Below are 15,915 nucleotides of genomic sequence, written 5' to 3' on the forward strand. Positions count from 1 at the left end.
TATGTCGGCGAATCGCGCACCGCGATGGAGCAGCTCCGCGCGCATGCGATCGCCAATCGGCGCGGCTTCACGCTCGATGTGGAGATCGCTCCCGCGAACGGCGCGCCGAACCGCTGGATGCGGCTGATCGCGGCGCCGCTATGCGCGCGCGGCCGCGCCGTGCGGCTGGAGGGGGTGAAGTTCGAGGTTAGCCCGCTGCACACGCCTTTACGTCCACCCCGCTGAACCCCTTCTCCCCTCCCTTCACCAGGGAAAAACAGGGTTTACCCCCGCGCCGGAATGTTCAGCCCACGCTGCACCGCCGGCCGCGCCAGTCCGCGCTCCAGCCACGCCGCGACATTGGCGTAACCGTCGAACTCGACCAGCTCGCGCGCTTCGTAAAAGGTGATCAGGTTGCGCACCCAGCCGATCATCGAGATGTCGGCGATCGAATATTCTTCGCCGACGAACCAGGTTCGCCCCGCGAGCGCTCGGTCCATCACGTTCAACAGCCGTTTCGCCTCATCGACGTAACGCTGGAGCGGGCGCTTATCCTCCCACTCACGGCCGGCGAATTTGTTGAAGAACCCGACCTGGCCGAACATCGGCCCGACGCCCCCCATCTGGAACATCAGCCATTGCACCGCATGCCATCGCCCGGCGGGATCGGCGGGGATGAATCGCCCGGTCTTGTCCGCCAGATACAGCAGCATCGCACCACTTTCGAACAGCGCCAGCGGCGCCCCGCCCGGCCCGTTCGGATCGATCATCGCGGGTATCTTGCCATTGGGATTAAGCGACAGGAATTCAGGGCTTTTCTGGTCATCCTTGGCAAAGTCGACAAGGTGCGGCTCATAGTCCAGCCCGGTCTCCTCCAGCATGATCGAGGCTTTGACGCCGTTCGGCGTCGGCAAGGAATAGAGCTGGATGCGATCGGGGTGTTTCGCCGGCCAGCGCTGGGTAATCGGGAAGGCGTTGAGATCGCTCATCATGAGGTCCGTTCTATTGCAATGCGGCCATGCTACGGCCCAATCCTGGCCGCAACAATGCCGTGATTATTAATCGCCGCTTCATCGACTTTGTGGTCCGTTCCGCCGCACCGCGCTTGCGGAACCCTGCCTCGGCGGGGTGGTTTCTTTCCTGGAATCATCCGAGGAGTAATCATGTTCAATAAAGTGTATCTGCTTATCGCGGGTGCGATGGTTGCCGCCCCGGCACTCGCGCAGACCAATGCCCCTGCTGCTGCCCCCGCCGCCAGCGCATCGACCGCGGTGAAGGCCGGCGCGACCGTCTATGACGCGCAGGGCGGCGTGGTCGGCACGATCGCCTCGACCGACGGCACCAATGCGGTGGTCGATACCGGCTCGGTAAAGGCCGCGATCGCGCTCAGCTCGTTCGGGTCGAGCCCCAAGGGGCCGACGCTGGGCATGACCAAGGCCGAGCTCGAAGCCGCTGCCGGCCAGCAGGCGCAGACCTCATCCGAGGATTTCAAGGCGAAGCTGGTCCCCGGCGCCACCGTCTACGGCAGCGCCGGCACCGAGCTCGGCACGATCAAGGCGGTCGATTCGCAGTTCGTGACGCTGACCACGCCGAAGGGCGACGCGCGGCTGCCGATCACCGGCTTCGGCCCCGGCACGAAGGGCGTGACGATCGGCCTGACCGCCGAGCAGCTCGCCGCCGCGATGAGCGGCGCGCCCAAGCCGTAAGGCGCGCCTTTGCCGTCATGCCGGACTTGATCCGGCATCCAGCGCCGCGAGCGATGATCTTGGGGCTCTGGATGCCGGGTCGAGCCCGGCATGACGATGCAGATAGAAAACAGGACTTCTGAGCCCGTTCGCCCTGAGCTTGTCGAAGGGCTGCGCTTCTTTCTTCGGAAGAAAGCGCAGGGCTTCGACAGGCTCAGCCCGAACGGTCGCGCGTTAACGAAAACGGCAATCACGCCGCCGCGCGCATCTCCTCCAGCGCGGCGCGCACCGCGGCGAGCGCATCGGCCGCCTTGCCCGCATCCGGCCCGCCGCCCTGCGCCATGTCGGGGCGCCCGCCGCCGCCCTGCCCGCCGAGCACCGCCACCGCGCGCTTGACCAGATCGACCGCGCTGAGCGTCCCGACCAGATCGTCGGTCACCCCGACCGCGACCGAGGCGCGCCCGTCGTTGATCGCGACCAGCGCCGCGACGCCCGAGCCGATCCGCTGCTTCGCCTCGTCGACCGCGCCGCGCAGCCCCTTGGCCTCGAACCCGTCGAGCACCTGCCCGACGAACGCCACGCCGCCGGCCTGCTCGGTCGCCGCGGGTGCCGCCGCACCGCCGCCGCCCAGCGCGAGCGCCTTTTTCGCCTCGGCCAGTTCGCGCTCGAGCCGCTTGCGCTCCTCGAGCAGCGAGGCGACGCGCGCGGGCACTTCGTCGGGGGTGGTCTTGAGCGCGGTGGCGGCCTCGCGCAATTTCTCGTCGCGCTGCGCGAACCAGGTCCGCGCCGCCTCGCCGGTCAGCGCCTCGATGCGCCGTACCCCGGAGGAGACTGCGCCCTCGCTCACCACCTTGAACAGCCCGATATCGCCCAGCGCCTTGACGTGGGTGCCGCCGCACAATTCGAGCGAATAGACCTTGTCGCCATCCTCGCTGCCCATCGAAACGACGCGCACCTCGTCGCCGTACTTCTCGCCGAACAGCGCCATCGCGCCGGCGGCGATCGCATCGTCGGGGGTCATCAGCCGGGTGGTGACCGGGCCGTTCTGGCGGATCATCGCATTGACCGCGGCCTCGGCGTCGGCGAGCTCGGGCGCGGTCATCGCCACCGGGTGCGACACGTCGAAGCGCAAGCGATCGGGCGCGACCAGCGAGCCCTTCTGCGCGACGTGATTGCCGAGCCGCTGGCGCAGCGCCTCGTGCAGCAAATGGGTCGCCGAGTGATTGGCGCGAATCGCGTCGCGCCGCGCGACATCGATCGCGAGCTTGACCGGATCGCCGACCTTCACTTCGCCGGCATCGACCTTGGCGTGATGGACGAACAATTTGCCGAGCGGCTTCGATGTGTCCGAAACGCTCGCGGCAAAGCCGTGGTCGCCGGTGATCGTGCCGCTGTCGCCGACCTGCCCGCCGCTCTCGCCGTAGAAAGGCGTCTGGTTGACGATGATCTCCACCGCATCCCCCGCCCCGGCGCGGTCGACCCGCGCGCCGTCCTTGACCAGCGCGAGCACTACACCCTCGCCGGTCTCGTTGGCGTAACCGGTGAATTCGGTCGCCCCGAGTTCCTCGGCGAGATCGAACCACAATTCGTCCGAGGCCTTGGCGCCCGAGCCCTTCCAGGCGGCGCGCGCGGCGCGCTTCTGCTCGGCCATCGCCGCATCGAACCCGGCGCGGTCGACCGCCAGATCCTGCGCGCGCAGCGCATCCTCGGTCAAATCGTAGGGGAAGCCATAGGTATCGTAGAGCCGGAACGCAGTCTCGCCCGGCAGCACGTCGCCCGCCTTCATCCCGACGGTGGCTTCGTCGAGCAATTTCAGGCCCTTGTCGAGCGTCTGGCGGAAGCGGGTTTCCTCCTGCGCCAGCGTCGCCTCGATCAGCGGCTGTGCGCGGACCAGTTCGGGATAGGCCGCGCCCATCTCCGCCACCAAAGCCGGGACGAGCCGGTGCATCAACGGCTCCTTCGCGCCGAGCAGATGCGCATGCCGCATCGCGCGGCGCATGATGCGGCGCAACACATAGCCGCGCCCCTCGTTGGCCGGCAACACGCCGTCGGCGACGAGGAAGCCCGAGCAGCGCAAATGATCGGCGATCACGCGGTGGCTGGCCTTCATCTCGCCGTCGGTCGCGGTGTGGGTCAGCGCGCCGGACGCGGCGATCAGCGCCTTGAACGTGTCGGTATCATAATTGTCGTGGACGCCCTGCATCACCGCGGCGATCCGCTCGAGCCCCATGCCGGTGTCGATCGACTGGCGCGGCAGATCGCCGACGATCTGATCGGCTTCCTGCATATATTGCATGAAGACGAGGTTCCAGATCTCGACGAAGCGGTCGCCATCCTCGTCGGGCGATCCCGGCGGGCCGCCCGGAATATGGTCGCCGTGGTCGTAGAAGATCTCCGAGCACGGCCCGCACGGCCCGTCGGAGCCCATCGACCAGAAATTGTCCTTGGTCGCGATGCGCACGATGCGGTCGTCGGGCAGCCCGGCGATCTTCTTCCACAGATCGAACGCCTGATCGTCGGTGTGATAGACGGTGACCATCAGCCGATCCGCCGGCAGCCCGAAATCGCGGGTCAGCAAGGTCCAGGCATGGGTGATCGCCTGTTCCTTGAAATAGTCGCCGAACGAGAAATTCCCCAGCATTTCGAAGAAGGTATGATGTCGCGCCGTATAGCCGACATTATCCAGATCGTTATGCTTGCCGCCGGCGCGGACGCATTTCTGCGACGAGGTCGCGGTCGAATAAGGCCGCGTTTCCAGCCCGGTGAACACGTTCTTGAACGGCACCATTCCGGCGTTGACGAACATCAACGTCGGGTCGTTCTGCGGCACGAGCGGCGCGGAGGGCACGATCTGGTGCCCGTTGCTGCCGAAATAGTCGAGGAACCCGCGGCGGATATCGTTGGTCGATGTCATGCCCGCGACTTAGGCGAGCATGAAGCGCGGCTCAAGGGAGTGTCAGGCGCGAAAATTACGCAAATCGTAACTCCGGCCGCAAGTCGGAAGCCTCAGGCGGCCGCCTTGCGCGCCTTGTCGAGCTTCTTGAGCAGCATCTGCCGCTTGAGGCGCGAGATGTGATCGATGAACAGCACGCCGTTGAGATGATCGATCTCATGCTGGACGCAGGTCGCCATCAGCCCGTGGAATTCCTCCTCGTGCGGCTGGCCGTTCTCGTCGAGCCACTTCACGCGGCAACGCGCGGGGCGCTCGACCTCGGCATATTGCTCGGGGATCGAGAGGCAGCCCTCGTTATAGGTCGACAGCTCGTCGCTCGCCCAGACGATCTCCGGGTTGACGAAGGCATGCGGATCGCGCCGCGCCTCGGGCTTGGCGTCTTCCTCCTCGGTCTCGCGTTCCTGCAGGTCGACCACCATTACCCGGCGGATCACCCCGACCTGGCTCGCCGCCAGCCCGATGCCGCGCGCCGCGTACATCGTCTCGAACATGTCGGCGATCAGCGTGCGCACCTCGTCATCGACCGCCGCGACGGGCTCGCAGACGAGGCGCAGACGGGGATCAGGAACTTCGACGATCGATAACACAGTCATAAGGCTGAGCTAGGAGCGCCGGCGCCACGCGTCAAGCGACCGGGCGCCGCGCGCGCAGCGCCTGCGCCAACGTCCCCTCGTCGAGATAGTCGAGTTCGCCCCCCACCGGCAGCCCGTGCGCGAGCTGAGTCACCCGCACCGGGAAGCGCTCGATTCGCTCGGCGAGATAATGCGCGGTGGTCTGCCCCTCCAAAGTGGCGTTCATCGCCAGCACCACCTCGTCGATGCCGCCCGCCTCGATCCGGCGGACGAGCGACTCGATCGCCAGATCCTCGGGCCGCACCCCTTCGAGCGCCGAAAGCCGCCCGCCGAGCACATGGAACCGCCCCGGAAACAGCCGCGACCGTTCGAGCGCCCACAGATCGGCGACCTCCTCCACCACGCACAACGACCGCGCATCGCGGCGCGGGTCGGCGCACACCGCGCACGGATCGCTGGTATCGACATTGCCGCAGATGGAGCAGGTCGAGAGTCGGTCCTCGACCTCCGTCAGCGCGGCGAGCAGCGGAACCAGCGCCGTCTCGCGTTTCTTGACGAGGTGCAGCACCGCACGACGCGCCGAGCGCGGCCCCAATCCGGGAAGCCGCGCCAGCGCGCTCGTCAGCGCCTCGATCTCCTGCGATGCCATAAGCGGAACAGATAGGGGGTTGCGTCGCGCGCCGCCAGCGTGTCGAGAACATGGGCATGCGGATCATCTTCATGGGAACGCCCGCCTTTGCGGTGCCGACGCTCGATGCGCTGGCCGATGCCGGGCACACGATCGCCGCCGCCTACAGCCAGCCCCCCCGCCCCGGCGGGCGGCGCGGGCGCGAGCTCGTCCCCTCGCCGGTGCAAAAACGCGCGGAAGAACGCGGGATTCCGGTGCGCACCCCCGTCAGCCTCAAATCGCCCGAGGAACAGGCGGCCTTCGCGGCGCTCGATGCGGATGTCGCGGTGGTCGCGGCTTATGGGCTGATCCTGCCGCGCGCCGTCCTCGACGCGCCGCGGCTCGGATGCCTCAACGTCCACGGCTCGCTCCTGCCGCGGTGGCGCGGCGCGGCGCCGATCCAGCGCGCGATCCTCGCCGGGGATGCCGAAACCGGTGTGGGCATCATGCAGATGGAAGCCGGGCTCGATACCGGCCCGGTGCGACTCGAAGGCCGCACCCCGATCGACGGCAAGACCGCGGGCGACCTGACCGACGAACTCGCCGCGCTCGGCGCACGATTGATGGTCGAGGTGCTGGCGGATTTCCATGCTTATCCGGCGGTCGTCCAGCCGGAAGAGGGCATCACCTATGCCGCCAAGATCGCCAAGGAGGAAACCCGGCTCGATTTTGCGCAGGATGCGGCGGCGGTCGAACGGCAGATCCGCGCGTTCAACCCGCCCGGCGCGTGGTTCGAGGCGAATGGCGAGCGGGTGCGGGTGCTGGCGGCAACCGTGGTGCCAGATTCCGTTCGGGCTGAGCTTGTCGAAGCCCTGCCCTTTCTTCCGCAGAAGAAAGACGGTCCTTCGCCAAGCTCAGGGCGAACGGGAGAGGTGCTGGATGACCAACTGACGATCGCCTGCGCGAGCGGTGCAATCCGCCCCACCCTCGTCCAGCGTGCCGGTCGCGGGGTGATGCCCGCGCAGGAATTGCTCCGCGGCTTCGCCGTCCCGCCCGGGACGTTCCTGTGACTCGATTCGCGCTGACGATCGAATTCGACGGCCGTCCGTTCATGGGGTGGCAGCGCCAGTCGCACGGCCCGAGCGTCCAGCAGGCGCTGGAAGAGGCGGTCTTCGCGATCACCGGCGAGGCGGCCGCGGTCCAGGCCGCCGGGCGCACCGACGCCGGGGTCCATGCCACCGCGATGCGCGCGCATGTCGATGTCGCGCGCCCGATCACTGCCTTCCGGCTGATGGAGGCGCTCAACGCGCGCGTCCGCCCCGCGCCGGTCGCGGTGCTCGCCGCCGAGGAAGTCCCCGACGACTGGCACGCGCGTTTCTCCTGTGTCGGGCGGCATTACCGCTACAGCATCGTCCAGCGCCGCGCCCCGCTGACCTTCGACCGCGGGCTGGCGTGGCGCGTCACCACCCCGCTCGATATCGCGGCGATGCGCGAGGGCGCGGCGCGGCTGATCGGGCGGCACGATTTCACCACCTTCCGCTCGGTCCATTGTCAGGCCGACAGCCCGCTCAGGACGCTCGACCGGCTCGATGTGACCGCCGAGGGTGCGGATATCGACATCTTCGCCTCGGCGCGGTCGTTCCTCCATCATCAGGTGCGGTCGATGGTCGGCTGCCTCGTGCTGGTCGGCCAGGGCAAATGGACCCCGGACGACGTATCCGCCGCGCTCGACGCGCGCGACCGCGCCGCGCTCGGCCACAATGCGCCACCCGACGGGCTGTATTTTATCGGGGCTGACTATCCGCGCGGGTGAAGCGCGCCGCCAGTTCGACATGCGTCGACCAGCGGAACTGCCCCACCGGCTGCACCCATTCGAGGACGTAACCGCCGTCGACCAGCATCTTCGCATCGCGTGCGAAGCTGCTGGGGTTGCATGAGACATAGCCGATCACCGGCACCTTGCTCTCCGCCAGCGCCTGCGCCTGCTCGCGCGCGCCGGCCCGCGGCGGATCGAGCACCACCGCGGCGAAGCGATCGAGCTCGGTCGTCGTGAGCGGCCGGCGATAAAGGTCGCGATGCTCGGTGAACACCGGCCGCTGCGCGCGCGCCGCGCCGGCCTTGAGCGACAGGATCGCGTCGCGCGCGCCTTCCGCGGCATAGACTTTCGCGGGCAAGGTCAGCGCGAACGTGCCGAGCCCGGCGAACAGATCGGCGACGGTCGGCGCACCCGCCACCGCCTCCCGCATCGCCGCGACCAGCGCCGCCTCGCCCTCGCGCGTCGCCTGCAGGAAGGCGGCGGGGGGCAAGGGCACCGGGACATCGCCGAGCGTCACCGTCACCGCATCGGGTTCCCAGCGCACTTCGGCGCCGTACCCCTCGTCAAACGCCACCCGCGCGAGCGCGTGGCGCTGCGCGAAATCGGTGACCGCCTCCGCCGCCTCGAGTCCCTCGGGAAGCGCGCCGATGATCAGCACGTCCACCCCCTGATCGGCGAGCGTCAGGTGCAGATCGAGCCGTCGCTTCAAGCGCAACCGCCCGAGCAGCCGCTTGAGCGGCGCAACCAGCGCGAACAATTCGGGCGCAAGGACATGGCATTCGGCGAGATCGACGATCGCGTGGCTTTTCTCGCCGGTGAAGCCGAGCCGCCCGGCGGGCTCCCAATGCAAGGTGGCGCGGCGCCGGGTATGCGGCGGCGAAAGCGCGGGCGCGCGAATCTCCGCCTCCAGGCCCTGTGCGGCGAGCGCCGAGGCGACGCGATCGACGATGAAATCGCCCCAGGTCGCATCGTCGAGATGCTGGAGCTGGCATCCGCCGCACGCCGGGAAATGCCGGCACGGCGGGGTCGCGTGATGCGGCCCGGGGGTCAGCGTGCCGTCGTCGGCCAGCATGTCCCCCGGCGCGGCGAAGGGCGCGTGGCGGCCATCGGCGGTCACCCCGTCGCCCCGTGCCGCGACCCGGATGATTTCGGTCTCGGTCACAGACATGCGGCGATCGCCTCCGGCAGATGCCGCGCGAGATCGTCGGCGATGAAAGCGGGGCCGGCGCGGCGCGCCGCCTCGCCGTGAAGCCACACCGCCTCCGCGGCGGCTGCTAGAGGATCAGGCATCGCATTTGATCCGTTGACCGCCAGCCGCGCGGCAACCAGTCCGGCGAGCACATCCCCTGTCCCCGCGGTCGACAGCCAAGAGGAAGCGGCCAGTGCGACCACCACCCCTCCGTCGGGAGCGGCGATCACCGTATCCGGGCCCTTGAAGACGATCGTCGCGCCGCTCGTCGCGGCGGCGTGTCGCGCACGGTCGATCTTGCTCCCCGCGTCCGCGCCGAACAGCGCGTCGAACTCACCGGCATGGGGGGTGAGGATCATCGGCCCCTTGCGTGCAGCGAGCTTTTGCGGGGTCAGTAAACGCAACGCGTCGCCGTCGATCACCAGCGGCCGGTCGGTGGCGAGCGCTGCCTCGAGCCGTTCGCGCGCGCGTTCATCGCGGCCAAGACCGGGACCGACCAGCAGCGCGCCGATGCGTTTGTCGGCGATCACCGCCGCATCGAACCGTCGCCGCACGATCGCATGCGCCACGCGGTCGCTCGCGCCGCCGAGCAGCAGGACATAACCGGCACCACCCCGCGCCGCAGCGGTCGCCGCAAGCACCGACGCGCCGGGCATCGCTCCCGCGACCACCGCGACCATCCCGCGGCTATATTTGTGCGCATCGACAACAGGAGCCGACAGACGCGGCCGGGCCAGGACCGACGCCTCGCTCGCCACCGGCACCGCGATATCGAGCACGATCACGCGCCGCAACCGAGCGGCGGCTGGCTGAAGGAGGTGCGACGGCTTGAGCGCCCCCAGCGCCAGCGTCAGATCGTAATCCGGCACCGGTGAAAGCAGCCGTCCGTCGTCGGTCGCCGCGCCGCTCGGCAGATCGACCGCGATCGTCAGCGCCGCCGCCGCGGCAAGCCGCGTCAGCGCGCCCGCGACATCCGTGCCCAGTCCGCGCGACAGCCCGGTGCCGAACAGGGCATCGACCAGCACCGGCGCCGGCGCGGCCGCACCGAGCGCCTCGACATCCCTGCCCCACGCGTGCCGCGCGGCGATCGCCGCGTCGCTGCGCGGGGCGCCGGTCGCCGCCACGCGCACGCGTTGCCCCGCCGCCGCCAGCAATCGCGCGGCGACATAGCCGTCGCCGCCGTTGTTGCCGGGACCACACAGGATCAGCACCTCCTGATCGCCGGCAAGGCGACGCACCTGCGCCGCGACCGCCGCCCCGGCGCGTTCCATCAGCGCGGAGACGCTGGTGCCGGTCGCGATGATCTGCTCCTCCGCCGCGCGCATCGCGGCAGCGGTGAGGATCGGGCGACCGTCGAGCGGCATCACGGCCGCGCACCGAGCGTCGCCGGCAGGCGATAGCGGTTCGTGCCGAGCGCAACCTCGATCATGCCTTTGTCGAGCTTGGTGACTTTCGCCGGCTCGGCGCCGTCGGCCGCGACCAGCCCGTCCTTGCTCGCCAGCAGGCGGCGGAACCCACCGTCGGGGTGACGCAGCACGAGCACTGTCCCGCGCGCCGTCGGCATACGATCCAGCCCGCAGTCCGGGGCAAAGTTCGCCGCGCCGCCGGGGGCGCAGGCGATGCCGGTGACCTCGCTCGTCGTCGCGACGGGCTGCGCCTTGCAGCCGGCGAGCAGCGTCGTCGTGAGCAATATCGGGATGATCGGCTTCATCGCGCTCGCGCTACGGCTGCGTCGCCCCGGGCGCAAGCCTTGCGCGTCAGCCGCCGAGTTCGCCGAGCGCGCGCGCCACGTCGTCGATCGTGAACGGCTTCATCAGCCGCGGCCGATCGCGATAAGGATCGGCGATCGCCTCGTCGCCCCCGCCGGTCGCGAAGACGAACGGGATGCCGGCCCCGGCCAGCGCATCGGCGATCGCCCAGCTCTTTTCGCCGTTGCGCAAATTGACGTCGACGATCGCGCAATCGATCTCGCCCGCCGCGATCAGCGGCAGCGCGTCGGCCGCACAATCGGCCATGCCGCCGCCGGCATAGCCGAGCGCATCAAGAAAATCCTCCAACATCATGGCGATAAGAGGTTCGTCCTCGACGATCAGGACCCGGTTACGCATAGCTCAGCCATAGCGAGCGCAGGGCGCCGCGCAAGCCGCTTCACGCCTGGCTCAACGCATCGCGCGCGGCTTCGCCCAGTTGCTGCACCGAAAAAGGCTTCGGCAGGAAGGCGACATTGTCGAGGTCGATCGACTTGCGCAATTGCTCCTCGGCATAGCCTGACATGAACAGGATCGGCAGATGCGGGTAACGCTCGCGCACGTGGCGCGCCATCGTCGGCCCGTCCATCTGCGGCATCACCACGTCGGAGATCAGCAGATCGGGCGCCTGGCAGGTTTCGAGCAATTCGAGCGCCGCCTCGCCATTTTCCGCGCTCAGCACGGTATAGCCCTGTCGCGAGAGCGCGCGTTCGGCGACCGCGCGGACCATCGCCTCGTCCTCGACCAGCAGCACCGTGCCGGTGCCCCACATCTCGGCCTGCCGGGTGCGCACCGGTGCGCGCGGCACGGCGACCGCGCCGGCGGCGTGGACGGGGAGGTAGATGGTGAAGGTCGCGCCCTGTCCCGGCTTCGAATCGGCAAAGATATAGCCGCCCGATTGCTTGACGATGCCATAGACCGTCGACAGCCCGAGCCCGGTGCCCTTCCCCACCTCCTTGGTGGTGAAAAACGGCTCGAAGATCTTCGGCAGCACCTCCTGCGGAATGCCGGTGCCGGTGTCGGAGATTTCCAGCGCGGTATAATCCGCCGGGGGCATGATGTCCGACCCGCGCTCGCGCACCTCGGCCGGGCCGACCGCGCGGGTGCGGATCGTCAGCGTGCCGCCGCCGTGCGGGTTCTTGGCCTGCATCGCATCGCGCGCATTGACCGCGAGATTGACCACCACCTGCTCCAGTTGCCCCGGATCGGCGCGCACCGGGCCGAGATCGCGGCCGTGGCTGACGTTGAGCGTCACCGTCTCGCCGAGCAGCCGCTTGAGCAGGTTCGACACTTCGGACACCACGTCGGGCAATTGCAGCACCTGCGGCCGCAACGTCTGCTGGCGCGAGAAAGCAAGCAACTGCCGCGTCAGCCCGGCGGCGCGGTTCGAATTGCTGCGGATCTGCTGGATGTCGTCGTAATCGCTGTCGCCGGGGGAGTGGCGCATCAGCATCAGATCGCAATGGCCGAGGATCGCGGTCAGGATATTGTTGAAATCATGCGCAACGCCGCCGGCGAGCTGCCCCACCGCCTGCATCTTGGTCGCCTGCGCCACCTGACGCTTGAGCCGCGATTCCTCGCTATTGTCCTTGAGGCTCAGCACCACCGCCGCCGCGCCCATCCCGCGTGCGCCGGCGATCGTCAGCACCACCGGCTCCTCGGGGTGATCGCGTAGCCGCACCGCCATGTCGCTCGGCGCGGCCGCGCCATTGGCGAAGCGCCGCACCGCATCGGCCACCGCGGCCTTGTCCTCGCGCACCACCAGATCGCCCGGATAGAGCGGGGGCACCGCGGGATCGATCCCGGCGGCGCGGGTGAAGACCTCGTTCATCTGGACGAACCGCCCCTCGCGATCGACCAAGGCGATCCCGACCGGCATCAGCGAGACGAGCGTGCTGATATGGTTCGCCGCGGTCGGCCCGTCGGCGACCGGCGCATCCTCTTCGTCGAGCAGCGCGATCAGGATCGGCCCGCCCTCGCTTTCATTCTCGGCGAACGGCACCTGCACCGGGCGCAGCGGATTGCCGTCGAGCCCCTCGCGTTCGAACCGCACCAGCCCGCGGCTGTCGGTGATCAGGAAACGCGCGAAATCCTGCCCCTCGATCGTCCCGCCCGGTTGCCCGAGCGCACGATGCGACAGCACCGGATTGGCGCTGAGGACGCGGCCATCGGGGGCGATCAGCGCGGCCATGATCCCCGCCTCGCCCAGCCGGTTGCCGAGATCGCCGGCCAGCGCGTCGGTGAGCCGGTCGACGCGCGTCGCATCGGCGGCGGGCTCGAAGCGCCAGATCAGCATGTCCTGCTGCTCGCCGGCGCGGGTCACCTCAGCGGTGATCGTCTGGCGGTCGAGCCGCAGCGGCCCGCTCGGCGCGCGCCCGTCGCGCCACGCCGCGCGCCCCGCGGTGGCGAGCGCCGCCGCCCCGCCCTCGCCCAGCGGCAGATCGGGCGGCGCGGGAAAGCCGCCGAACAATGCCTCGTAGCGATCGTTGGCGCAGACCAGCCGCCCCGCCCGGTCGGTGATCGCGATCGCATCAGCGGCGGTCTGCGCGATCGCGCGCGCCAGCCCCCAGTCGACCTCGACCGCGGTTGCCTCATCCGCGCCCGCGAGCGAGCGCCATGTCATCGCCGCCCCGGCCAGCACCACCGCCGCGCCGAGGAACCCGCCGGCAAACACCGCGCTGCCGGTCAGCCACAGCACGATCAGCGCGGCGATCCCCCCGGCGAGCAGCGAGGCGAGCAGCGCGCTGCGCTGGGTCAAGTGGATCGGAGGAGCGATCGGTCGGGAAGCCATGACTCCTGCGTGATCCTTCGCCGCCCGTCACGCGTCAAGCGCAACGGGCGGCGAATACGCTCACCAGATGCGAACGCGGGCTTCAGGCGCGAGATACAGCGCATCCCCCGCCTTCACATTATAGGCGCCGTACCACGGATCGAGATTGCGCACGGTCAACACGCGCTGGTGCCCCGGCGCGTGCGGATCGGTGAGCAGGCTCTGGCGCAGCATCGGCTCGCGCATCTTGACCCGCCACACCTGCGCCCAGCCGAGATAGAAGCGCTGGTCGCCGGTCGTGCCGTCGAGCACCGGTGCCGGCTTGCCGCCGAGCGAGGCGTGATAGGCATCGATCGACACGGTCAGCCCGGCGAGGTCGGCGATATTCTCGCCCAGCGTCAGCGCACCCTGGACATGCTGGCCCGGCAGCGGCTCGTAAGCGTCATATTGCGCGACGAGCTTGTCGGTGAAGCCCTTGAACCGCTCGACATCCTGCGCGGTCCACCAGTCGGTCAGCTTGCCGTGGGCATCATATTTGCGGCCCTGATCGTCGAAGCCGTGGCTGATCTCATGCCCGATCACCGCGCCGATCCCGCCGTAGTTGATCGCCGGATCCGCCTTCGGATCAAAGAACGGCGCCTGCAGGATCGCCGCCGGGAAGACGATCTCGTTCATCGGCGGGTTGTAATAAGCGTTGATCTCCATCGGCGTCATGAACCACTCGTCGCGGTCCACCGGCTTGCCGAGCTTGTTCAGATCGCGCTGGAAATCGAATTCGTTGGCGCGCGCGACATTGCCGACCAGATCGTCGCGCTTCACCTCCAGCGCCGAATAATCGCGCCATTTCACCGGATAGCCGATCTTCGGGCGGAAGGTCGCGAGCTTGGCCAGCGCCTTCTGCTTGGTCTCGGGCGCCATCCATTCGAGCTTGCGCAGCCGCTCGCCCATCGCGGTGATGACGTTCTTGACGAGGTCATCGGCCGCCGCCTTCGCCTCGGGCGGGAAATATTTGGCGACATAGGCGCGGCCGATATCCTCGCCCAGTTCGTTCTTCACCAGATCGCTGCCGCGCTTCCACCGCGCCTGCTGCTCGGGCGTGCCGGAGAGCGTGGTGCCGTAGAAGGCGAAGCGGGTCTTGTCGAAATCGCTCGACAGGAAGCGGGCATAGCTGCCGATGACGTGCAGCATCAGATGATCCTTGAGCACGGCAAGCGGGGTTTCGGCCCACAATTTCGCCTCGCCGGTCAGCGCGCTCGGCTGCGCGACGAGATAATCGCCGGTCACCGGCATCCCCGCCGCCTTGGCAAAATCGCTCCAGTCGAACCCCGGCGCGCGCTGCGCGAGATCGGCGAAGGCGAATTTATTGTAGGTCTTGTCGGCGTCGCGGCTCTCGATCCGGGTCCAATGCACGCCGGCAAGCGCCTTTTCGAACGCGAACACCGCCGCCGCGCGCTTTGCCGCATCGGGCTCGCCCGCCAGTTCGAGCATCCGCGTCAGATAGGCCTGATAGGCGGTGCGGGTCTCGGCCAGCTTGGCATCGTCTTTCAAATAATAATCGCGATCGGGGAGCCCGAGCCCGCCCTGCGAGAGCCCGACGATATAGGCATCGGGGTTCTTGTCGTCCTGCCCGACCCCGGCGCTGAACAGCCCCGACACGCCATAGCGCTGCATCTTCGCGGCCTCGATCGCGAGCGCGCGGCGATCCTTGGTCGCCTTGATCGCGGCGAGCCACGGCTTGATCGGCGTGGCACCTTTGGCGTTGATCGCGGCTTCGTCCATGAAGCTGGTGTAGAAGTCGCCCGACTTGTTGCCCGGCTGCTTCGCCACTTCCTCGAGCAGCGAACGGAGCCGCTGCTGCGACAGATCCTGCAACCGGTGGAACATGCCGTAGGCCGAGCGATCCGCCGGGATCTGCGTCACCTTCTGCCAGTCGCCATTGGCGTAATCGTAGAAATCCTTGCCCGGCGCGACGCTGGTGTCACGCCCCGCGAGATCGAAGCCGAAATCGCCAATTTCGGGCCGGTCGGCGCTCGCCGCCGCTGGTTGCTGCTGCGGCGCGGTCTGCGCGACGGCGCCTGTCGCGGCGCCCGCGAGCAGGGTAATGAGAACAATCGCACGCATCTGGGAAAGCCCCTTTTCGATCTTTCGAATGCGTGTGATTTACCTCGATAAGACGCCTCGTCAATCTTGGTTACGAGTGCGACGATTGCGCCATTTGCGCGCGATCCACATCCGCCAGCCGAACATCGACAGGAAATAGCCGCCGATCGCAAAGGCGCCGGTGACGATCAGCAGCCCGACCGCGGTCGCCGGCGCGGCGTCCGAGAGCAGCCATTGCGCCCAGCCGGCATTGGCTGCCTCACGTACCGGATCGCCGGGCAGCGCCGCATCGATGCGCAACGCCCATTTCCCGATCCAATAAGCCGCCACCCACAAGGGCGGCGTGGTGAAGGGATTGGTGATGAAAGTGGTCAGCGCCGCCGCGGGAATATTGGCGCGCAGCGGCAATGCGAGCATCGCGGAGAAGGGAATCTGCGCCACCGGGAAGAGGATACCGGTCACCATCCCCAGCGCGACCCCGCGCGGCACCGAGCGG

General features: G+C 68.5%; 14 protein-coding genes and 1 pseudogene. 4 read left to right on the forward strand and 11 right to left on the reverse strand.

The genetic code is table 11. The features are described from left to right. Positions 1 to 225 (forward strand): annotated as a pseudogene (locus BGN95_RS17050) (hypothetical protein); the annotation flags it as partial. Between the two features lie 38 nt (positions 226 to 263). On the opposite strand, the gene BGN95_RS17055 reads toward BGN95_RS17050, so the two are convergent. After that, a complete protein-coding gene (locus tag BGN95_RS17055; RefSeq protein ID WP_286773448.1) occupies positions 264 to 968 on the reverse strand; it encodes a glutathione S-transferase C-terminal domain-containing protein in 705 nt (234 codons plus the stop codon). Between the two features lie 174 nt (positions 969 to 1,142). On the opposite strand from BGN95_RS17055, the gene BGN95_RS17060 reads away from it, so the two are divergent. Next, a complete protein-coding gene (locus BGN95_RS17060) occupies positions 1,143 to 1,685 on the forward strand; it encodes a hypothetical protein (RefSeq protein WP_265268260.1) in 543 nt (180 codons plus the stop codon). Between the two features lie 229 nt (positions 1,686 to 1,914). Here BGN95_RS17060 and alaS read toward each other — a convergent pair whose 3' ends face one another. The 3 genes from alaS to recR form a co-directional block, all read right to left on the reverse strand. After that, positions 1,915 to 4,578, reverse strand: a complete 2,664-nt coding sequence (gene alaS / locus BGN95_RS17065; protein ID WP_286773449.1) for an alanine--tRNA ligase — start codon at positions 4,576 to 4,578, stop codon at positions 1,915 to 1,917. 92 nt (positions 4,579 to 4,670) lie between these two features. Then, positions 4,671 to 5,210 carry a peptide deformylase gene (gene def / locus BGN95_RS17070; protein WP_265268258.1) on the reverse strand — a complete coding sequence of 180 codons (540 nt, stop codon included), beginning with the start codon at positions 5,208 to 5,210 and terminating at the stop codon, positions 4,671 to 4,673. Positions 5,211 to 5,241: 31 nt separating this feature from the next. Then, positions 5,242 to 5,838, reverse strand: a complete 597-nt coding sequence (recR, locus tag BGN95_RS17075) for a recombination mediator RecR (protein WP_286773450.1) — start codon at positions 5,836 to 5,838, stop codon at positions 5,242 to 5,244. Between the two features lie 56 nt (positions 5,839 to 5,894). On the opposite strand from recR, the gene fmt reads away from it, so the two are divergent. Next, positions 5,895 to 6,866, forward strand: a complete 972-nt coding sequence (fmt, locus tag BGN95_RS17080; RefSeq protein WP_286773451.1) for a methionyl-tRNA formyltransferase — start codon at positions 5,895 to 5,897, stop codon at positions 6,864 to 6,866. Next, a complete protein-coding gene (gene truA, locus BGN95_RS17085; protein WP_265268255.1) occupies positions 6,863 to 7,609 on the forward strand; it encodes a tRNA pseudouridine(38-40) synthase TruA in 747 nt (248 codons plus the stop codon). Before fmt ends, truA begins: the two co-directional genes overlap by 4 nt. Here the strand turns inward: truA and BGN95_RS17090 are convergent. From BGN95_RS17090 to BGN95_RS17120, 7 genes are all read right to left on the reverse strand, one after another. After that, positions 7,581 to 8,780, reverse strand: a complete 1,200-nt coding sequence (locus tag BGN95_RS17090; RefSeq protein WP_286773452.1) for a class I SAM-dependent RNA methyltransferase — start codon at positions 8,778 to 8,780, stop codon at positions 7,581 to 7,583. The genes truA and BGN95_RS17090 overlap by 29 nt on opposite strands. Next, the gene (locus BGN95_RS17095) at positions 8,771 to 10,165 is read right to left on the reverse strand and encodes an NAD(P)H-hydrate dehydratase (protein WP_353744714.1); all 1,395 of its coding nucleotides are present in this window, start codon (positions 10,163 to 10,165) and stop codon (positions 8,771 to 8,773) included. Before BGN95_RS17095 ends, BGN95_RS17090 begins: the two co-directional genes overlap by 10 nt. After that, a complete protein-coding gene (locus BGN95_RS17100) occupies positions 10,165 to 10,512 on the reverse strand; it encodes a hypothetical protein (RefSeq protein ID WP_265268252.1) in 348 nt (115 codons plus the stop codon). Before BGN95_RS17100 ends, BGN95_RS17095 begins: the two co-directional genes overlap by 1 nt. Before the next feature lie 46 nt (positions 10,513 to 10,558). Next, complete coding sequence (locus BGN95_RS17105) at positions 10,559 to 10,909, reverse strand: response regulator (protein ID WP_265312222.1); 351 nt, start codon at positions 10,907 to 10,909, stop codon at positions 10,559 to 10,561. A gap of 40 nt (positions 10,910 to 10,949) precedes the next feature. Beyond that, complete coding sequence (locus BGN95_RS17110) at positions 10,950 to 13,340, reverse strand: response regulator (RefSeq protein WP_265268250.1); 2,391 nt, start codon at positions 13,338 to 13,340, stop codon at positions 10,950 to 10,952. A gap of 60 nt (positions 13,341 to 13,400) precedes the next feature. Beyond that, positions 13,401 to 15,440, reverse strand: coding sequence for a M13 family metallopeptidase (locus BGN95_RS17115; protein WP_265312224.1), 2,040 nt, complete (start codon positions 15,438 to 15,440; stop codon positions 13,401 to 13,403). A 60-nt stretch (positions 15,441 to 15,500) separates the two neighbouring features. Beyond that, positions 15,501 to 15,915 (reverse strand): DUF2062 domain-containing protein (locus BGN95_RS17120; RefSeq protein WP_286773454.1); only part of this gene is annotated, 415 nt, incomplete at its 5' end.

The organism is Sphingomonas sp. 66-10 (assembly GCF_001897045.1).
Taxonomy (GTDB): Bacteria; Pseudomonadota; Alphaproteobacteria; order Sphingomonadales; family Sphingomonadaceae; genus Sphingomonas; species Sphingomonas lycopersici.